This window comes from Caballeronia sp. EK (genome assembly GCF_014384845.1).
Classification (GTDB): Bacteria; Pseudomonadota; Gammaproteobacteria; order Burkholderiales; family Burkholderiaceae; genus Caballeronia; species Caballeronia jiangsuensis.
The window spans coordinates 298,354-316,814 of record NZ_JACSUE010000005.1 but is presented as its reverse complement, the minus strand read 5'-3'; the positions used below and the strand labels follow the sequence as shown (position 1 = coordinate 316,814).

General features: G+C 63.1%; 19 protein-coding genes. 3 read left to right on the top strand and 16 right to left on the bottom strand.

Annotated features, from left to right (window positions below; genetic code table 11):
• Positions 1 to 6: 6 nt before the first annotated feature.
• Both waaA and IAG25_RS17000 read left to right on the top strand, forming a co-directional pair.
• Positions 7 to 1,329 (top strand): lipid IV(A) 3-deoxy-D-manno-octulosonic acid transferase, encoded by a 1,323-nt coding sequence (waaA, locus tag IAG25_RS17005; RefSeq protein WP_187606129.1) that lies wholly within the window; start codon positions 7 to 9, stop codon positions 1,327 to 1,329.
• 225 nt (positions 1,330 to 1,554) lie between these two features.
• On the top strand, positions 1,555 to 2,361 hold the full coding sequence (locus IAG25_RS17000; protein WP_187605888.1) for an FkbM family methyltransferase: 807 nt from the start codon (positions 1,555 to 1,557) through the stop codon (positions 2,359 to 2,361).
• Between the two features lie 6 nt (positions 2,362 to 2,367).
• On the opposite strand, the gene ureG is transcribed toward IAG25_RS17000, so the two are convergent.
• The 16 genes from ureG to urtA form a co-directional block, all read right to left on the bottom strand.
• Positions 2,368 to 3,018, bottom strand: coding sequence for an urease accessory protein UreG (gene ureG, locus IAG25_RS16995; protein ID WP_187605887.1), 651 nt, complete (start codon positions 3,016 to 3,018; stop codon positions 2,368 to 2,370).
• An 11-nt stretch (positions 3,019 to 3,029) separates the two neighbouring features.
• A complete protein-coding gene (locus IAG25_RS16990) occupies positions 3,030 to 3,710 on the bottom strand; it encodes an urease accessory protein UreF (protein ID WP_187606128.1) in 681 nt (226 codons plus the stop codon).
• A complete protein-coding gene (gene ureE, locus IAG25_RS16985) occupies positions 3,697 to 4,308 on the bottom strand; it encodes an urease accessory protein UreE (protein WP_187605886.1) in 612 nt (203 codons plus the stop codon). Before ureE ends, IAG25_RS16990 begins: the two co-directional genes overlap by 14 nt.
• Before the next feature lie 6 nt (positions 4,309 to 4,314).
• Positions 4,315 to 6,021, bottom strand: a complete 1,707-nt coding sequence (ureC, locus tag IAG25_RS16980) for an urease subunit alpha (protein ID WP_187605885.1) — start codon at positions 6,019 to 6,021, stop codon at positions 4,315 to 4,317.
• A 16-nt stretch (positions 6,022 to 6,037) separates the two neighbouring features.
• Complete coding sequence (locus tag IAG25_RS16975) at positions 6,038 to 6,343, bottom strand: urease subunit beta (RefSeq protein WP_035503136.1); 306 nt, start codon at positions 6,341 to 6,343, stop codon at positions 6,038 to 6,040.
• Positions 6,344 to 6,347: 4 nt separating this feature from the next.
• Positions 6,348 to 6,650, bottom strand: coding sequence for an urease subunit gamma (locus IAG25_RS16970; protein ID WP_014192076.1), 303 nt, complete (start codon positions 6,648 to 6,650; stop codon positions 6,348 to 6,350).
• Between the two features lie 76 nt (positions 6,651 to 6,726).
• Positions 6,727 to 7,446 (bottom strand): amino acid ABC transporter ATP-binding protein, encoded by a 720-nt coding sequence (locus tag IAG25_RS16965; protein ID WP_187605884.1) that lies wholly within the window; start codon positions 7,444 to 7,446, stop codon positions 6,727 to 6,729.
• A complete protein-coding gene (locus IAG25_RS16960; RefSeq protein WP_187605883.1) occupies positions 7,433 to 8,083 on the bottom strand; it encodes an amino acid ABC transporter permease in 651 nt (216 codons plus the stop codon). The genes IAG25_RS16965 and IAG25_RS16960 overlap by 14 nt, the downstream gene beginning before the upstream one ends.
• Positions 8,080 to 8,757, bottom strand: a complete 678-nt coding sequence (locus tag IAG25_RS16955) for an amino acid ABC transporter permease (RefSeq protein WP_035503140.1) — start codon at positions 8,755 to 8,757, stop codon at positions 8,080 to 8,082. The genes IAG25_RS16960 and IAG25_RS16955 overlap by 4 nt, the downstream gene beginning before the upstream one ends.
• A gap of 18 nt (positions 8,758 to 8,775) precedes the next feature.
• Entirely contained in the window at positions 8,776 to 9,573 is a 798-nt protein-coding gene (locus IAG25_RS16950) for a transporter substrate-binding domain-containing protein (RefSeq protein WP_187605882.1), read from the bottom strand.
• 172 nt (positions 9,574 to 9,745) lie between these two features.
• Positions 9,746 to 10,606, bottom strand: a complete 861-nt coding sequence (locus IAG25_RS16945; protein ID WP_187605881.1) for an urease accessory protein UreD — start codon at positions 10,604 to 10,606, stop codon at positions 9,746 to 9,748.
• Positions 10,607 to 10,635: 29 nt separating this feature from the next.
• Entirely contained in the window at positions 10,636 to 11,328 is a 693-nt protein-coding gene (gene urtE / locus IAG25_RS16940) for an urea ABC transporter ATP-binding subunit UrtE (protein ID WP_035503144.1), read from the bottom strand.
• A 667-nt stretch (positions 11,329 to 11,995) separates the two neighbouring features.
• The gene (gene urtD / locus IAG25_RS16935; protein ID WP_222946535.1) at positions 11,996 to 12,880 is read right to left on the bottom strand and encodes an urea ABC transporter ATP-binding protein UrtD; all 885 of its coding nucleotides are present in this window, start codon (positions 12,878 to 12,880) and stop codon (positions 11,996 to 11,998) included.
• Positions 12,877 to 14,070, bottom strand: a complete 1,194-nt coding sequence (gene urtC / locus IAG25_RS16930) for an urea ABC transporter permease subunit UrtC (protein ID WP_187605880.1) — start codon at positions 14,068 to 14,070, stop codon at positions 12,877 to 12,879. The genes urtD and urtC overlap by 4 nt, the downstream gene beginning before the upstream one ends.
• 3 nt (positions 14,071 to 14,073) lie before the next feature.
• On the bottom strand, positions 14,074 to 15,678 hold the full coding sequence (gene urtB, locus IAG25_RS16925; protein ID WP_187605879.1) for an urea ABC transporter permease subunit UrtB: 1,605 nt from the start codon (positions 15,676 to 15,678) through the stop codon (positions 14,074 to 14,076).
• 81 nt (positions 15,679 to 15,759) lie between these two features.
• Complete coding sequence (gene urtA, locus IAG25_RS16920; RefSeq protein ID WP_187605878.1) at positions 15,760 to 17,067, bottom strand: urea ABC transporter substrate-binding protein; 1,308 nt, start codon at positions 17,065 to 17,067, stop codon at positions 15,760 to 15,762.
• 434 nt (positions 17,068 to 17,501) lie between these two features.
• Between urtA and IAG25_RS16915 the strand changes: the two genes are divergently transcribed.
• Positions 17,502 to 18,461: a hypothetical protein gene (locus IAG25_RS16915; RefSeq protein WP_187605877.1), complete on the top strand. Its 960-nt coding sequence runs from the start codon at positions 17,502 to 17,504 to the stop codon at positions 18,459 to 18,461.

The following is an 18,461-nucleotide window of genomic DNA, read 5'->3' as shown; positions in this document are numbered from 1 at the left end:
GCTGCGGTGCTGAGGCTCGTCTATCGATCGCTCTGGTGGATCGTCGCGCCGCTCGCCGTGCTGCGGCTCTACATCCGTTCGCGCAAGGAGCGTGGATACCGCGAGCACATCGGCGAGCGCTTCGGATGCATCCCGCCGCGCCGCGCCGACGATCTCGCGCCGCTCATCTGGGTGCATGCGGTATCGGTCGGCGAGACGCGCGCGGCGCAACCGCTCATCGACGCGTTGCTGAAAACGCATCCCGAAGCGCGCGTGCTGCTGACGCACATGACGCCGAGCGGCCGCGCGACGGGCCTCGAATTGTTCGGCGATCGCGTGTGGCGCGGCTATCTTCCCTACGATCTGCCGGTTCTCGTACGGCGCTTCCTGCGTGCGTGGCGTCCGTCGCTCGGCATCGTGATGGAAACGGAAGTCTGGCCGACGCTCATCGATGAATGCAAGCGCGGCGACGTGCCGCTCGTGCTGACGAACGCGCGCATGTCGGAGCGTTCGTACCGGCGCGCGGCGAAGTTCGGGCGCGCGGTGCGCGAAGTGTTCGGCGGCTTTTCTCGCGTGCTCGCGCAGACGCCGTCCGACGCCGAACGGCTCACCGCGCTCGGCGCGCGCAATGTCGCGGTGCTCGGCAATCTGAAGTTCGATATGACCGCGCCGCCCGAACTGGTCGCGCGCGGTCAGGCGTGGCGCTCGGCGATCGGCGACCGGCCGGTGTGGGTCGCGGCGAGCACGCGCGAAGGCGAGGAGACGCTGGTGCTGCGCGCCTTCGCGGCGCTCAATGTCCCCGATGCATTGCTGATTCTCGTGCCGCGTCATCCGCAACGTTTCGATGAAGTGTCGGCGCTGATCGCGAGCCTCGGGCTGACGAGCGCGCGCCGTTCGCTGTGGGCGCCGAAGCCGGCCGCGGCGGGATCGGGCGCGGACGTGCCGGAACCGTTGCCGGCGAACGTGCAGGTCCTGCTCGGCGATTCGATGGGCGAACTCGGCGCGTATTACGCCGCGGCCGATCTGGCGTTCATCGGCGGAAGTCTGTTACCGCTCGGCGGGCAGAATCTGATCGAAGCGTGCGCGGCGGGCGTGCCGGTGCTGATCGGGCCGCACACGTTCAACTTCACGCAGGCGACCAACGATGCGATCGCGGCAGGCGCCGCGTTGCGTGTGCAGGACCCGCAGGAGCTTGCGCGCGGTCTGCGCGAAATCTTCAGCGACAAGGCGAGGCGGCTCGCGATGAGCGCGGCGGCGTCGGCGTTCGCGGCGCGGCATCGCGGCGCGACGGAGCGAACGGTGAGCGTGCTGAGCGCATTGCTCGAAGAGGAAAGCGACGCGGCGAAGTGATCGTTCGCCGCACCAGCGGCGCGCGCCCGATCGACTGGCCAATCCGCCCGCTTTTTCCGTTCTTTTCCCCGAATCATCTGACAAAATCGTGCATTCTGCCGACAAATAGAGGGTTGAACGTCGAAAAGGTTAGGGGGATACTGAACGCCCCGCCGGCCCCCTCGAACGGGTACCAATGGGCCGGACGCCTGCGAACGTGCTGCCAATCTTCTTTAGAGGACGCGCATGCAAGATCTCCTCAAGTCCGTTGTCAAAGACATGATGCCGCCCGGGCTCCTGCGCCTCTTGCGGCCACATCCGGGACCGACCGATGCATGGGGCACCGTCCGGTACGGCGCGCACGGTCTCGTGCTGCCGGGTAACCGGCGCTTCGAATATCGGCCTTGCGCGGCGGATCGCGAGGTGTGCAGACAGATCTTCTTCATGCGCGAGTACGCCACGGATCATCTGGTTCGCGCGAAGGAAATCGCGGCGTTTTACGATGCCTGCGAGAATCCGCTGATCGTCGATGCCGGGGCGAATATCGGCGCCGCCGCGGTGTGGCACGCGCTCACCTATCCGAAAGCGAAGATCGTCGCGATCGAGCCGGATGTATCGAATTTCGCGCTGCTCAAAAAGAACGCGGAGGCCTTTCCGTTGATCACGCCGCTGAATGCCGCGATCGCGGCGAGGCGCGGCACGCTCTATCTCAACGATCCGGGCGGCGGCGAATGGGCCTTCCGCACGGCCGACAAGCCCATCGAGAAAGGTTATGCCGTCGACGCGCTCACGCTCGAAGACGTGATGCCCACATCCGGCGTGACGCCGTTCATTCTCAAGATCGATATCGAAGGCGCGGAGTCGGACCTGTTCTCGCGCCATTGCGATGCGCTGAACCAGTTCCCGGTCGTCGTGATCGAGTTGCACGACTGGATGCTTCCCGGCGAATCGAACAGCCGCAACTTCCTGCAATGGCACGTCGAGATGAAGCGTGATTTCGTGCAGATGGGCGAGAACGCGTTCTCGATATCGAATTCGATATCGCTGATGTAGCGCGTCTCACGCGAGCAGCAGCCCCTTCTTCTCGATGAAGCGAATGACGTCATCGAGCCCGTCGAGCGCCTTCAGATTGCACATCACGAAGGGCCGCTCGCCGCGCATCTTTTTCGCGTCGCTTGCCATGATGTCGAGATTCGCGCCGACATGAGGCGCGAGGTCGGTCTTGTTGATCACGAGCAGATCCGACTTCGTGATGCCCGGACCGCCCTTGCGCGGAATCTTCTCGCCGCCCGCGACATCGATCACGTAGATGGTCAGATCGGAGAGTTCCGGGCTGAAGGTCGCCGCGAGGTTATCGCCGCCGGATTCGATGAACACGATATCGGCATCGGGAAACTTCGACACCATGCGATCGACGGCTTCGAGATTGATCGACGCATCCTCGCGGATCGCCGTATGCGGACAGCCGCCCGTCTCGACGCCCATGATGCGCTCGGCCGGCAGCGCGCCCGCGACCGTCAGCAGGCGCTGATCTTCCTTCGTATAGATATCGTTGGTGATGGCGACGAGGTCGTACTTCTCGCGCATCGCCTTGCAGAGCATTTCGAGCAGCGTGGTCTTGCCGGAGCCGACCGGCCCGCCCACGCCCACGCGCAACGGCGGCAGTTTCTTGGTTCGGCGAGCGGCGGAAGAGTAAGCGGGAGTGTTCATGGAATATCGGTTCAGGAGCGGAAAAGCCGCGAGTATTGCGATTCGTGCCGCGCGGACAAAACGCCGAGTTGCGGCGCGAAAGTGTTGACCCGTTCGGGCGATGTATCGAGCGCGCGGCGCACGGCGGCATCGATCGGCTCGCGCAACGCGACGATGATCCGCTGCCCCGCAAGCTGGCCGAGCGGCACGGCTTTTAGCGCGGCCGCCGCCTGATTCTCGACCCAGCTGAACGCGTAGGCCGCGAGCGCTGTTTCCGTCGTCGCATCGTGCGCGAACGCGGCGAAGGCGAACGCGCTCGGCTGCGCGATGGGTTTGATCGCGGCGAGCGTCGCGCGGCGCGCTGCGTCGCCCCATTCGAGCGATGCGCACAGTTGCGCGAGCGACCAGCCCATCTGCTCGGTTTCGCGTTTCAGCTCCGCCGATTCGCGGCTCGCGATGTATTCATCGTTCGCGGCTCGCAGCGCGGCTTCGTCGTGCGAACGCCAGTGTTCGATCTGATGCGCGAGCAACGGCAATTCGCCTCGCGCGAGGACGGTGCTCAGGCCGCTCGCGATCCAGTCGCGCGCGCTGTCGCCGTCGTGGATCAGGCCGTGCTCGATCGCCGCTTCGAGTCCCTGCGAATAGCTGAACGCGCCGATCGGCAGCGCCGGCGACGCGAGATGCAGAAGCGCGGTGAGCTCAGCGATGCGCATGACCGTGATGATGACGATCGTGGTCGTGATCATGACCGCACGAAGAGTGATCGTGATCGTGGTCGTGGTCGTGCGAATGATCGTGCCCGTGATGCTCGTCGAAAACCTTCTGCGCGAGCGCGTAGTCTTCGCTGAAGGTTTCGTCGTGGCCGTGCTTGTGGCCGCCGCCGTATGCGCCGGTTTCGGGCTGGAACGGCTGCGATTCATGCGCGACGAGCACGCCAAGACGCTTCAGCATGTCTTCGAGCACGGGATCGGCTTCGAGCTTGAGATAATCCGCGCCGACTTCCAAGGGCGTATGCCGGTTGCCGAGGTGATACGCGGCACGGGTCAATAGCCGCACGCTCGGCGCGCGCACGACGAGCACGTCCTCCGCCGCCGCGACCACACGCACGAAGCCGCCGTCATCCGCGACGAGCATGTCGCCGTCCGCGAGCACGGTGCCGCGCGGCATCACGAGGGCGACTTCCTCGCCGTTGTCGAGCGTGGCGGCGAGACGGCTCTTGCCGCGCGCATCGAAAGGCAGGGTCAGGGTGGGCGCGCGCTTCACGAGCACGGGCGCGAGCTTGGCGGTCAGACGTTTGTCGATGGTACGCATGGCGACTCAGAACAGGAAATAGCGCTGCGCCATCGGCAGAACGGTGGCGGGATCGCAGGTGAGCAATTGCCCATCGGCGATCACCTGATAGGTCTGCGGATCGACGCTGATGGACGGCTGCCATGCATTGTGAATCATGTCGGCCTTCGTCACATTGCGGCAGTTCTTCACCGCGACCACTTGCTTGCTGAGACCGTAACGATCCGCGATGCGCGCTTCCATCGCCATTTGCGACACGAAGGTCAGCGATGTCTTGCCGAGCGCGCCGCCGCGCGTCGCGAACATCTCTCGATAATGCACCGGCTGCGGCGTCGGAATCGATGCGTTCGGGTCGCCCATCTGCGCGACCGCGATCATGCCGCCCTTGACGATCATCGCGGGTTTAACGCCGAAGAACGCCGGCTCCCAGAACACGAGATCGGCCCACTTGCCCGGCTCGATGGAACCGACTTCATGCGCGATGCCATGCGTGATCGCCGGATTGATCGTGTACTTCGCCACATAACGCTTCGCGCGGAAATTGTCGTTGCGCGCGTTGTCTTCGGCGAGTGCGCCGCGTTGCACCTTCATCTTGTGCGCGGTCTGCCAGGTGCGGATGATGACTTCGCCGACGCGGCCCATCGCCTGCGAATCGGACGACAGCATCGACAGCGCGCCGAGATCGTGCAGGATGTCTTCGGCCGCGATGGTCTCGCGGCGAATGCGCGATTCCGCGAACGCGATATCTTCCGCGATCGACGGATCGAGGTGATGGCACACCATCAGCATGTCGAGATGCTCGTCGAGCGTGTTGATGGTATAGGGGCGCGTCGGATTGGTGGAAGAGGGGAGCACGTTCGATTCGCCCGCCACCTTGATGATGTCCGGCGCATGGCCGCCGCCCGCGCCTTCCGTGTGATACGTGTGGATCGTGCGGCCCTTGAACGCGGCGATGGTCGTCTCGACGAATCCCGCTTCGTTGAGCGTGTCGGTGTGGATGGCGACTTGCGTGTCGGTGTCGTCGGCGACCGAGAGGCAGTTGTCGATCGCGGCGGGCGTCGTGCCCCAGTCCTCGTGCAGCTTCAGACCGATCGCGCCCGCCTTCACCTGCTCGATCAGTGGCGCGGGCAGGCTCGCGTTGCCCTTGCCGAGAAAGCCGAGATTGACCGGCCAGCCATCGGCGGCCTGGAGCATGCGCTCCATGTGCCAGGGGCCCGGCGTGCAGGTCGTCGCGTTGGTGCCGGTCGCGGGGCCGGTGCCGCCGCCGAGCATCGTCGTGACGCCGCTCGCGATCGCTTCGTCGATCTGCTGCGGGCTGATGAAGTGGATGTGCGTATCCACGCCGCCCGCCGTGACGATCATGCCTTCGCCCGCAATCACTTCGGTCGCCGCGCCGATCGCGATGTTCACGTTCGGCTGGATATCCGGATTGCCCGCCTTGCCGATCGCGAAGATGCGTCCTCCCTTGATGCCGATATCCGCTTTCACGATGCCCCAGTGATCGAGGATCAGCGCGTTGGTCACGACCGTATCGACGACCTCGGCCGATGGACGTTGCGACTGGCCCATGCCGTCGCGAATCACCTTGCCGCCGCCGAACTTCACTTCTTCGCCGTAGGTGGTGAAGTCGCGCTCGACTTCGATGATGAGATCGGTGTCGGCGAGGCGCACGCGGTCGCCGGTCGTCGGGCCGAACATTTCAGCATAAGCGCGGCGGCCGATGCGTAGCGTCATGTTTTTGATGTCCTGTTCAGAGTGGGCCCATCACGAGGCCGTTGAAGCCATAGACGTGCCGGTCGCCCGCGAGCGCGACGAGTTCGACGGTGCGTTCCTGTCCCGGCTCGAAGCGCACGGCCGTGCCCGCCGCGATATTGAGGCGAAAGCCGCGCGCCTTCTCGCGTTCGAACTTGAGCGCCGCGTTGACTTCATAGAAATGAAAATGCGAGCCGACCTGCACGGGCCGGTCGCCATGATTCGCGACGAGGACCGTCACGGTCTCGCGTCCCGCGTTGAGCTCGTGCTCGCCATCGTCGATGAAATATTCGCCGGGGATCATGTTTTCAGGGGATCGGATGATGAACCGTCACGAGCTTCGTGCCATCGGGGAAGGTCGCTTCGATCTGGATGTCGGGAATCATCTCGGGCACGCCTTCCATCACGTCGTCGCGCGTGAGGAGGGTGGTGCCGTAGTGCATGACTTCGGCGACGGTCCTGCCGTCGCGCGCCGCTTCCATCAATGCGGCCGAAATGAACGCGACGGCTTCGGGATGATTGAGTTTCAGGCCGCGCGCGCGGCGACGTTCGGCGAGCAATGCCGCGGTGAAGATCAGCAGCTTGTCCTTTTCTCGGGGCGTGAGTTTCATGTCTCTTTCGTTTTAGGGCGCAAGGCATTGGGCCTTGCAATGCTAGCATCGGATGGGCTTTCGACGAGCTTGCAGTTCATTGGATGAAGCGCTGCAACTCGACCGTCGAAGGCCGCTCGAATATCTCTTCCGGCGCACCCGATTCCCACACGCGCCCCTGATGCATGAACACGACCTTGTCGCTCACCTTGCGAGCGAAGCGCATCTCGTGCGTGACCATGATGAGCGTCATGCCGTCGCGCGCGAGATCTTCGACCACCGCGAGCACTTCGCCGACGAGTTCGGGATCGAGCGCCGACGTGATCTCGTCGCAGAGCAAAACGGTCGGCTTCATTGCGAGCGCGCGCGCGATGGCCACGCGCTGCTGCTGGCCGCCGGAGAGCTGATCGGGATACGCATCGAACTTGTCGCCGAGACCGACGCGTTCGAGCACCGTGTGCGCGGTCGCGCGCGCCTTCGCCTTGTGGATCTTCCTGACGACCGTTTGCGCGAGCATCACGTTCTCTCCCGCGGTGAGATGCGGAAAGAGGTTGTACTGCTGAAACACCATGCCGACCTTGAGACGCAGCGCGCGCAAGTCGGCATGACGCGCATCGAAATGCTCGCCGTCGATTTCGATCGAACCTTCGTCGATGCTTTCCAGCCCGTTCAACGTGCGCAACAGCGTGCTCTTTCCCGAGCCGCTGCGTCCGATGATCGATACGACCTGTCCGCGCTCGACGGCAAAGTCGATACCCTTCAGCACCTGATTCGCGCCGAACTGCTTTTGAAGATTGCGGGTTTCAACGAGCGGCATTCCATTTCCTTTCGAGCGTGCGCGCATAGCGTGTCAACGGATAGCAAAGCACGAAGTAGATGATGGCGACGAGCCCATACACGAGGAACGGCCGGAAAGTCGCATTCGAAATCATCGTGCCGGCCTTCGTGAGTTCCGTGAAGCCGATGATCGATACGAGCGCCGTGTCCTTCACCGCCTGCACCGCGAAGCCGACTGTCGGACCGACGGCGATGCGCGTCGCCTGCGGCAGGATCACGTGCCGAAGCTGCTCGAAATAGCTCATCGCGAGACTCGACGACGCTTCCCATTGTCCCTTCGGCACCGCTTCGACCGCGCCGCGCCAGATCTCCGCGAGATAGGCGCTGGTGAAGAGCGTGAGACCGACCGTCGCGGCGAGCCACGGCGAAACGTCGATGCCGAGCAGCGGCAGTCCGAAGAACACGAGGAACAACTGCATCAGGAGGGGCGTGCCCTGAAAAATCTGGATATAGGCTTTGACGAACGCGCGCAGCACTTGCGATTTCGACACGCGCATGACCAGCAGCGCAAAGCCGGCGATGCCGCCCAGCACGAACGACACGATCGACAGCACGACGGTCCAGCGCGCCGCGAGCAACAGGTTCTCGAAAATCTGCGCGAGGGTGAACTCGATCATCGCGCGGCGCTCCGGTGGTTCATCAGAAAGCGTTTGCCCGCCGCGTTCAGCGCGGTGCGCAACGCGAGCGCCATCATGAGATAGGCTGCCGTGATGAAGAAACACGTCTCGAATGCGCGGAAGTTGCGCGACTGGATATAGCTCGCTGCATAGGTGAGGTCGGGCACCGAGATCTGCGATACCACGGCTGAGCCGAGCATCGTGATGACGATCTGGCTGGTCAGCGCGGGAAACACCTTCGCGAGCGCCTGCGGCAGCACGACATGGCGAAAGGTCTCGCCACGCGACATCGCAAGCGAAGCCGCCGCTTCGTGATGCCCCTTCGGCACGGCCGCGACGCCCGCGCGGATGATCTCGATCGAATACGCGCCGAGATTGAGCGTCATCGCGAGAATGGCCGCGACGTACTCGCTCAAATGAATGCCGAGCGCGGGCAGGCCGAAGAACACGAAGAACAGTTGCACGATGAACGGCGTGTTGCGGACCGCTTCGACATAGCCGCCGACGATCGCACTCAACCACGCACGCCGGCTGTCGCGCGCGGCGGCGCCGAGCACGCCGACCGACACCCCGAGCGCCGTCGAGACCGCGGTCAACGCGAGCGTCGTCGCCGCGCCACTCGCGAACATGCCCGCGTATTGCGCGAGATCGGCGAATTGAAGTTCATAGGCCATACGTTGCCGTGTGCTCTCTCAAAGGCTCGCGGGCAGCGGCTGGCTGAACCACTTCTTCGACATCGTGTTGAGCGTGCCGTCCTTTTTCGCCTGCGCGATGGTGTCGTCGACCTTGGTCATCAGGCGCGGCTCGTTCTTGTTCATGCCGACGAAGCAGGGCGAATCCTTGATGATGAACTTCGCTTCCGGGCGGCGCGGCGGATTCTTCGCGAGGATCGCAGCCGCGACGATGTTGCCCGCCGCGATCAGTTGCACCTGTCCCGAGAGAAACGCGGAGATGGTCGCGTTGTTGTCCTCGAAGCGCTTGATGGTCGCGTTCGGCGCCATCTGCGACAGCGCGATTTCTTCGAGCGCGCCGCGCGTCGCGCCGACGGTCTTGCCGGTGAGATCGGCGGGGCTGGCGACCTTGATGTCGGCGGGGCCGAACACGCCCTGGAAGTAGGGCGCATAAGGCGTCGAGAAATCGAGCACCTTCTCGCGTTCCGGCGTCTTGCCGAGCGATGAGATCACGAGATCGACCTTGTTGGTCGTGAGATACGGAATGCGGTTCGCGCTGTTCACGGGCACGAGTTCGAGCTTCACGTTCATCGATTTGGCGAGCAGCGCGGCCATGTCGACGTCGTAGCCTTGCGGCTTCATGTCGGCGCCGACCGAGCCGAAGGGCGGATAGTCTTCGGGCACGGCTACGCGCAGCGTGCCGTTCTTCGCGATGGTGTCGAGGGCGTCGGCGTGTGCGGCGAAGGGAGCGAGGGAAAGCAGCAGCGCGACGAGCGCGGTGCGTCGCGCGCGGGAGAAAAGGGTGAGCGTGATGAACATCGATGATCCTTCGGTCTTGAGCGGCCGCGTTGGAAGGCGCGGCTCTTGAGCCGAGGCTTAAAGCGAGAGTCGTGCCATCGATGTCTTTTCTTTGTATCGTCTGCGTTCGCGAGTTGCGCGTCCATGAGCGCGCACAACGGCTGTGCAAACGGATGCGCTTCTCTGGTGCGTACTAGGTAGTCCACAAACGCAGAGGCCGCGCATCGACGCCATGCACGATGGGACGAAGACGCGTCCAGCATTCGATGAGCGCGTTTTGCAGCGGCTCCATCGAGCGGCTGACTGCGCGCACGATCAGCACGCCCGGTCCGACGCACGATGCGCCAGCGCGCAGTTGATCGTCGAAGGGAAGTTGCGCGGTGAGGGCTTCGGCGAGCGCATCGTCGCAAGCGGGGCCGATCGCCCAAAGCGTGCCGTAGGCGGGGAAGCCGGCGAGTCCTTGCGCGGCATCGCGCAGCGGATCGTTCGCGTCGAGCAGCGTGCGCTCGAACCAGAGCGTCGTGCCGTCGCGCCGCGCGATGCGCGATATCGCCTTGATGTGTCCTTGCGTCCACGTCTCGCTGGCGGCGGCGCGGCCGAGCAGCATCGCATCCCAGCCGATAGCGCTCGCGCTTTCATCGAGCGTGAGATTGAATTCGAGCTCGACGTTCGACGATTCGAACACGATGTTGTTTTGCGGTAGCCAGTCGAGCTTCGCATGCGCCGCGAGACCGATGTCGATGCGCTGCGTCGCGAGCTTGCCGTTGGCCTTGTACCACTTGGTCGCGCCGGGCGTCGTGATGACGGCGTGCGTGTGCTCCTCAAGGCGAACATCGATGGACAAGCGATCGCCGCCTGCCACGCCGCCCGGCGGATGCACGATGACCGAGTGACAGATATCGCCTTCGGGGTAGAGCGGGCGTTGCAGCCTCAACGGCCCTTCGTGCTTGCGATGAACGCAAACCGTGCGGCCATGCTGATGCGCGTAGCCGAGTTCGAGCGAGCCGCGCCAGATGTTTGGATCGACGAGCGTTGCGTGGGATTCGTGGTGCATGAGCGGTGCGTTTCAGAGCTGAGCCTGAATCATACGGCGATCAGCTCGCGCACTCCATGCGCATCCATTTCCGATCCCGCGCCGCCCGCGACGATTTCGCCGCGGCTCATTACCCAGTAGCGGTCGGCGAGCTCGCGGGCGAAGTCGTAGTATTGCTCGACGAGCAGCACCGTCATGCCCATTTCATCGACGAGCTGCCGCAGCGTGCGGCCTATGTCGCGGATGATCGATGGCTGGATGCCTTCGGTCGGTTCATCGAGGATGAGCAGTTGCGGCTCGCTCATCAGCGCGCGGCCGATTGCCAGTTGCTGTTGCTGACCGCCGGAGAGATCGCCGCCTCGGCGGTTTTTCATGTCTCGCAGGACGGGGAAGAGATCGTAGATGCGGTCGGGAATCTTCGATGGCGCCTTGCGGCTTGCTGCGCCTACCAGCAGGTTTTCTTCTACCGTGAGACGGCCGAAGATATCGCGTCCCTGCGGCACGTAGGCGAGGCCGTTTGCGACGCGCGCATGCGTCGGCATCGAAGATATCTTGTTGCCGCGCCAGTTGATCGTGCCGCTTTTCGTTGGGACGACGCCCATCAGGCAGCGCAGGAGCGTCGTTTTGCCTACGCCGTTGCGGCCTAGCAGGACCGTCAGCTCGCCGTCGGGGACGGTCATCTTCACATCGCGGAGGATGTGGCTGCCGCCGTAGTATTGGTTCAGATTGTCGACTTGTAGCATTTTCGGTTTTCGGTTTTCGGGTTGGCTTTCTTTCGGGGAATCCTGAATTCGCGGTGGTCTATTAGCACTGCCCCTCCCCGGGGCGGGGGTCACTTTCTTTGCTGCTGCAAAGAAAGTAACCAAAGAAAGCAGCTATCCCCAGCCTAAGCACTTCACACCGGCCGCGGCACAGGCGATTGGCTGAATGGCCCGGCAGTAGCGAGTGCCTCCGCAAGCAGACAAAGACTTGGACCGCGCACGGTCTGACACCTCGCACCACGCAACAGACTGGTTCAGCACCAAATAGCTCCAGCCCGCTACGCGGCCGATGGGTCAATCGAGTGCGCGCGTGCTTCTTCTTCGGTTTCCCTCATATACCCGACGGCAGCGCGCAGCGCTGTGCCGATGCTCTTTCGTGCTGAACCCGCGCCCTAAAACAACTAGCTTGTCAGACCGTGCGCGAGCCAAGCCCGAGTGGGCCTATGAGGGCGACACTTAGGCGAGTGCCATCGACGGCTGGCAAGCATGGCCAAACTGCGTGTGACCGCGGGCGGTGAGAAGCTGTTTCTTTGGTTACTTTCTTTGCAGCAGCAAAGAAAGTGACTGCCGCCCCGCACAGGGGCAGTGCCAATAGACCACCGCGAATTCAGGATTCCACGAAAAGAAAGCCACCGACATAAAAAGCAAATCACCGCCCGAGATAAGACTCAATAACGGCCTCGTCCCGTTTGACGTCATCCAGCGTCCCTTCGGCAAGAACACGCCCCTCGGCCATCACAGTAACCTTCCCACGCTCCCCCGCAAGCGCGGCAACAAACTCCATATCATGCTCGACGACCATCATCGAACACGATCCACGCAGCTTGTTGAGCAATTCGGCAAGTTCCATCGTCTCATGATCGGTCATGCCAGCCGCAGGCTCATCGAGCAGCAAAAGAGAAGGCTGCTGCATCAGCAACATGCCGATTTCGAGCCGCTGCTTCTGTCCATGCGACAGCTCACCCGCAAGCCGCGTCGCCTGATGCTGCAATCGAATCAACTCCAGCGTTTCCTCGATTCGCGCCTGCGCCTGGCCGTCGAGCCTCGCGCGCAATGAAGCAAACCAGCGCTTGTCGGTCTTCATCGCGAGTTCGAGGTTTTCCCACACGGGATGATTCTCGAACACAGTCGGCTTCTGAAACTTGCGGCCGATGCCCGTGCGCGCGATCACCGGCTCCGACATGCGCGTGAGGTCGAGCGTCTGCCCGAGAAACACCTTGCCGTCATCGGGACGCGTCTTGCCGGTGATGACATCCATCATCGTCGTCTTGCCCGCGCCGTTCGGTCCGATCACGCAGCGCAACTCGCCGACATCGATGGACAGCGTCAGCTTGTTCAGCGCGCGAAAGCCGTCGAAGCTCACGGTGACGTCTTCGAGATAGAGAATCGTGCCGTGCGATACGTCGATCTCGCCGGGCGCGAGCACATGGCCCAGGCCGGAGATGACGTTGATGTTCTTGTGGTTCGATTCGAGCGAGTCCGGCGCGGGCGGAATCGGCGGAAGATCGACGATCAATGCATTGTGTGCGGTCATTCTGCGGAGTCTCCTGCGCTCTTTCTGCGGCGCGCGAGATCGACGAGACCCATGATGCCGTTCGGCAGAAGCAAGGGCACGAGCGTGAAGATGAGGCCGAGAAAAAACAGCCAGTATTCCGCGAAGTACGCGGTGAAAAAGCTCTTCGCACCATTCACCGCGAATGCGCCGACGATCGGACCGATCAACGTGCCGCGTCCGCCGACCGCGACCCAGATCGCCATTTCGATCGAGTTCGCCGGCGACATCTCGCTCGGATTGATGATCCCGACCTGCGGCACATACAACGCGCCCGCGATGCCGCACAGCACGGCCGACACCGTCCAGATGAAAAGCTTGTACGCGAGCGGGCTGTAGCCGAGGAACATCAGACGTGCTTCGCCGTCGCGCACGCCGGTCACGACACGCCCGAGCTTCGACGTGACGACCCAGCGCGCCGCGAGAAACGCGAGCACGAGAATCGCGAACGTGATGAGGAAGAGCGCCGTGCGCGTACCCGGATGCGTGATCGGAAATCCCGCGATGCGCTTGAAGTCCGTGAAGCCGTTGTTGCCGCCGAAGCCCGTTTCATTGCGATAGAAGAGCAGCATCGCGGCGAAGGTCATCGCCTGCGTGATGATCGACAGATACACGCCCTTCACGCGCGAGCGAAACGTGAAGAAACCGAACACCCACGCGAGCACGCCGGGCACCAGCACGACGAGCAGCAGCGCATACCATAGATGCTCCGTGCCTTCCCAGTACCACGGCAGCTTGTGCCAGTCGAGGAACACCATGAAATCGGGCAGGTCGCTCTGATACGTGCCCTCGCGGCCGATCGAGCGCATCAGGTACATGCCCATCGCGTAGCCGCCGAGCGCGAAGAAGAGCGCGTGGCCCAGGCTCAGGATGCCGCAATAGCCCCACACGAGATCGAGCGCGAGCGCGCCGATCGCGTAGCACATGAGCTTGGCCGTGAGCGTCATCGCATAGGCGGACAAATGGAACGTGCTCGTCTCCGGCAGCACGAGCGCGCTGACCGGCACGAAGATGCCCATCGCGATGATGAGCGCGATCAGCGCGAGCCAGCCCTTGCGCGGCAGGAGCGAGGCGCGCGGCGGCAGGCCGAGCGCGAAGCCCGCGCGCGCGGCGCTCGGATCGGGTTGCGGCGCGACGTCGAGATTCGCGCCGATATTGGTCGAGGCGGTCATGGCTCAGGCCTCCGCGCTGCGGCCCTTCAGGGCAAACATGCCCTGCGGACGCTTCTGGATGAACAACACGATGAGCACGAGCACCGCGATCTTCGCGAGCACCGCGCCCCAGAACGGCTCGACGGTCTTGCTCACTAGCCCGAGCCCGAAGCCGCCGATCACCGTGCCCGCAAGCTGGCCCACGCCGCCGAGCACCACCGCCATGAACGAATCGATGATGTAGCTCTGGCCGAGATCCGGACCGACGTTGCCGATCTGCGAGAGCGCGCAGCCGCCGAGTCCCGCGATGCCCGCGCCGAACGCGAACGCATACGAATCGACGCGCGCCGTCTTCACGCCGACGCACGCGGCCATGCGGCGGTTCTGCGTCACCGCGCGCACGAACAGACCGAGACGCGTCTTGGTGAGTACGCCCCACGCGATCGCCACCACCGCGAGCGAGAACGCGAGGATCGTCAGACGGTTGTACGGCAGGATCAGGTTCTGCATCACGGAGACGCCGCCGCTCATCCACGAAGGATTCGTCACCTGCACGTTCTGCGCGCCGAAGAGCGTGCGCGTCGCCTGAATCAGGATCAGGCTGACGCCGAAGGTCGTCAGCAGCGTTTCGAGCGGACGTCCGTAGAGATGCTTCAGCACGAGCCTTTCCAGCACGATGCCGACCAGCGCCGCCGCGACGAACGATGCGGGCACCGCGAACAGCGGATACCAGTTGAACGCGGCGGGCGCGTAATGCTGCACGAGGTTCTGCACGACATAGGTCGCATACGCGCCGATCATCAGGAATTCGCCGTGCGCCATGTTGATGACGCCGATCAGGCCATAGGTGATCGCGAGGCCGAGCGCCGCGAGCAGCAGCACGCTGCCGAGCGAGAGGCCCGCGAAGATCGTGCCGAAGATTTCGCTGCGGCGCTGGATCGAATCGAGCGCGTAGAGGCCTTCCTGCGCCGCGTTGCGCACGCTCTCGTCGGGTTCGTTGAACGAGCCGTCCGCTTTCTTCGCGACGATCGGGCGCAGCAGCTCGTACATGTCGAGATCGTGCCGCGCCGCGACGAGTTGCGCCGCTTCGAGACGCTTGCCGGCGTCGGGATCGTGAAGGGCGGTCATCGCCCAGAGCGTGTCGAGCCGCTTCTTCAGTTCGGGATCTTTCTCGATGGCGCGGGCGCGGTCGATCAGCGGCTTCATCGAGGCGTCGGGGTTCTTCAGAAGCGCTGCGATCGCGTCGCGGCGTTTCGCGATATCGGCGGAGGCGAGCTGCAGCCCCGACAACGCGCCGGCGACTTTCGTGCGCAGCGTGTTGGAGAGCGTGATCTGCTGCGCGTCGGGCGCTTCGACGGTCTTGCCGGTGAGCGGGTCCTTGTTGACGTCGTCGGACTGGATATAGACGTGGCCGTTGTCGGTCGCGACGAGCGAGCCATCGGACAACGCGGTGAGCACGGCGACCGAGGGCGCATCCGCATTGGCGATGAGCTTGTCGATGGCGGCGGATTTGGCGTCGAAGTCGTCGCCGGCGAGCGGGGCGAGATCGTCGTTCGAGAGTGCATGGGCGCTGAACGGCGCGATCGCGATGAAGAGCGCGAGCAATACCCGCATGATTGAACCGGTCATGATGGCCTTTCTGATGAGACATGGACGGCCGCGCGAATCACGAACGAGCGCGCGGCCTCACTGCTTCAAACCATCACTGCATCACGCGACCTGCACGCGCTGCCGGCGCAGGAACGCGGGAATGGAGCTGACGATATCCGGCTTGCCCTGATTGCCCGCGATATACGGACTCCACGGTTGCGCGCGCACCGCGGTCTTCGTCTTCCACACGACGTTGAACTGCCCGTCGCCGCGAATTTCGCCGATCATCACGGGCTTGTGCAGATGGTGATTGCCGTCCATCGACAGCGTGAAACCCGAGGGCGCGGCGAAGGTCTGGCCGATCATCGCGGTGCGCACCTTGTCGACGTCGGCGCTCTTTACTTTTTCGACGGCCTGCTTCCACATATGGATGCCGACGAAGGTCGCTTCCATCGGATCGTTCGTCACGCGCTTGTCGCCGCCCGGCAGGTTTTGCGCCTTCACGTACTCGAAGAATTCCTTCTCGAACTTCGAGTTGTTGGTGTTCTTAACCGACATGAAGTAGTTCCATGCGGCGAGGTGGCCGACGAGCGGCTTGGTGTCGATGCCGCGCAGCTCTTCTTCGCCGACCGAGAACGCGACGACGGGCACGTCGGTCGCTTTCAGGCCCTGGTTGCCGAGCTCCTTGTAGAACGGTACGTTCGAATCGCCGTTGATCGTAGAGATGACAGTTGTCTTTCCCCCTTGGGCAAATGTCTTGATGTTCGCGACGATGGTTTGATAGTCGCTATGTCCGAATGGTGTGTAGACCTCTTGAATGTCCGCATCCTTGACTCCCTTGGAGTGTAGGAACGCGCGCAGGATCTTGTTGGTCGTGCGCGGATACACGTAGTCGGTGCCGAGCAGGAAGAAGCGCTTGGCGCTGCCGCCTTCCGGACCCATCAGATATTCGACGGCGGGGATCGCCTGCTGATTCGGCGCCGCGCCGGTATAGAACACGTTGCGCGACATCTCTTCGCCTTCGTACTGAACGGGGTAGAAGAGCAGGCCGTTGAGTTCCTCGAAGACTGGCAGCACCGACTTGCGCGACACCGACGTCCAGCAGCCGAACACGACCGCGCACTTGTCTTGCGTGAGAAGCTGACGCGCTTTTTCGGCGAAGAGCGGCCAGTTCGAAGCCGGATCGACGACGACGGGTTGAAGCTGTCGGCCCATCACGCCGCCGCTCTTGTTGATATCGGCGATAGTCATGAGCGCCGTGTCTTTCAGCGACGTCTCGGAGATCGCCATCGTGCCCGACAGCGAATGCAGGATGCCGACCTTGATCGGACCCGTATCGGCGGCCTGAGCTTTCGTGATCGGAAGCTGACCCGCGAGGGCGAGCGCGCCCGACATGGAGCCGAACTTCAGCAGACTGCGTCGTTTCATGATGAGTGTTCCCCTTGCCGATGTGTTTGTTTGAGCAATGACGATTGCTCGGATCGTTCTGCAAGGGTTATGCCAATTGGGGTGGAATGCTTTTGGGGTAAGGGTTTGATGCTCGTACAGCGGAGTTTTTACTGAGCGGGATACGCAGTAGGCGGCGGGGTTTTGGTGCACGTCGGGGCGTGCGTGCATCGTTAAGGTGCGGGTTCGCTTTGTTGCGGTCACTTTTGATTATTGCAGGACTTCGTGGCGGGATGGGATTTATTAGCCGTGCACCGGCTTCTTTCGATACGTCAATGCGGTCCCCTAGAGTCCCGCAGACGGCTGGAAGCTCGCTTAAGGCGCTTTCATTGGCGGTCGCTGTTTTTGAGACTGCTCCGTAGAGACGAGCCTGCGTCTCGCTAGGATTAGCAGTCCCGTAAAAAAGTGGAGGTGACATGTCGTTTCCCGAATGGGGATATTCATATAACGCGCTCTACGTGCCGCTTTCCGGAGGCTGGCATTGCGCGCTGATGCCTTTTCGCGAAGCGCCACAGGTGGATCGCGGATGGCGGTTGTCCTACGAAGAGCGTAAGCAGGAGAAAAAGGAAAGGGACGAGCAGTTGGAGCGGGACCGGCAAGACTTTGACCGGCTCTTCGAGGTGCGCATCGACCGACGAAGCGCGCGCACCTGCTCCGAGTTTCGCGAATACGTGGCGTTCATCAATCTTCACTTGCGCGCATCGAGTTGGGACTTGCTCGATGGCGAAGGCATCACACGGATACTGCGCGTCGCAGTGCGAGACGGCCATATCACGCCAGTGATCGCTCGGAACTGGCACGGCGGACCGCGCGTGTTTCGACACTACGCTCCGCAACGCTGGCCGCGCGCTGCCAGCGGTGTTTCCTTTGCGATGAGCGGCGGCGGGTCGAACGCGCCGGCAGGCCGATTCACGGGTCCGTTCGCTGCCGCTATGCATGCAGCGGACACTGTACTGAACAGCAGACTTGCCGGCAGCGGTCGCACGTTCAGTAGCGAGGCGAGTGGTGGCCGTAACGGCTTTGATTGGCTCGGCGCGCTTGACGCGGCGGGTGATGCGGTGGCCGGAACTGCGCTCGGCAGCGCAAAGGGCTGCGGCGACGATACGATGCGCGAAAGCTTTTGCGATTCAGACGGCGGCGGCTCGTCGCTTGGTGACGCGCAGCCCTTTGAATATCAGTCGGAATCCTCGGATGGTGCGGTGACTGGACTGTCCGCGCGTGGTGTCAGCGAAGCGAACGAAACCGAGTGCTTCGCAGACTACGAAATGGACATGGAAATGTGCTCCGCTGGGGGCGCAATGTACAAAAGCCCCACTTACTATCTTGAATGTAAAGCGCGCGCCTTTCAAAGGTACCAACAATGCAGAGGATATTGA

Bases quoted from the DNA above. Each gene is read 5' to 3' on its own strand.
- ureC (WP_187605885.1), bottom strand. From the start codon at position 6,021: ATGACGCTACGCATCGGCCGCCGCGCTTATGCTGAAATGTTCGGCCCG.
- IAG25_RS16960 (WP_187605883.1), bottom strand. From the start codon at position 8,083: ATGATCGAGTTCACCCTCGCGCAGATTTTCGAGAACCTGTTGCTCGCG.
- urtD (WP_222946535.1), bottom strand. From the start codon at position 12,880: ATGACCGCACACAATGCATTGATCGTCGATCTTCCGCCGATTCCGCCC.
- IAG25_RS16975 (WP_035503136.1), bottom strand. From the start codon at position 6,343: ATGATCCCCGGCGAATATTTCATCGACGATGGCGAGCACGAGCTCAAC.
- urtC (WP_187605880.1), bottom strand. From the start codon at position 14,070: ATGACCGCCTCGACCAATATCGGCGCGAATCTCGACGTCGCGCCGCAA.
- IAG25_RS16970 (WP_014192076.1), bottom strand. From the start codon at position 6,650: ATGAAACTCACGCCCCGAGAAAAGGACAAGCTGCTGATCTTCACCGCG.
- IAG25_RS16945 (WP_187605881.1), bottom strand. From the start codon at position 10,606: ATGCACCACGAATCCCACGCAACGCTCGTCGATCCAAACATCTGGCGC.
- IAG25_RS16955 (WP_035503140.1), bottom strand. From the start codon at position 8,757: ATGGCCTATGAACTTCAATTCGCCGATCTCGCGCAATACGCGGGCATG.
- urtB (WP_187605879.1), bottom strand. From the start codon at position 15,678: ATGACCGGTTCAATCATGCGGGTATTGCTCGCGCTCTTCATCGCGATC.
- ureE (WP_187605886.1), bottom strand. From the start codon at position 4,308: ATGCGTACCATCGACAAACGTCTGACCGCCAAGCTCGCGCCCGTGCTC.
- urtE (WP_035503144.1), bottom strand. From the start codon at position 11,328: ATGCTACAAGTCGACAATCTGAACCAATACTACGGCGGCAGCCACATC.
- IAG25_RS16990 (WP_187606128.1), bottom strand. From the start codon at position 3,710: ATGCGCATCGCTGAGCTCACCGCGCTTCTGCATCTCGCGTCGCCGGCG.
- IAG25_RS17000 (WP_187605888.1), top strand. From the start codon at position 1,555: ATGCAAGATCTCCTCAAGTCCGTTGTCAAAGACATGATGCCGCCCGGG.
- IAG25_RS16965 (WP_187605884.1), bottom strand. From the start codon at position 7,446: ATGCCGCTCGTTGAAACCCGCAATCTTCAAAAGCAGTTCGGCGCGAAT.
- ureG (WP_187605887.1), bottom strand. From the start codon at position 3,018: ATGAACACTCCCGCTTACTCTTCCGCCGCTCGCCGAACCAAGAAACTG.
- IAG25_RS16950 (WP_187605882.1), bottom strand. From the start codon at position 9,573: ATGTTCATCACGCTCACCCTTTTCTCCCGCGCGCGACGCACCGCGCTC.
- IAG25_RS16915 (WP_187605877.1), top strand. From the start codon at position 17,502: ATGTCGTTTCCCGAATGGGGATATTCATATAACGCGCTCTACGTGCCG.
- urtA (WP_187605878.1), bottom strand. From the start codon at position 17,067: ATGAAACGACGCAGTCTGCTGAAGTTCGGCTCCATGTCGGGCGCGCTC.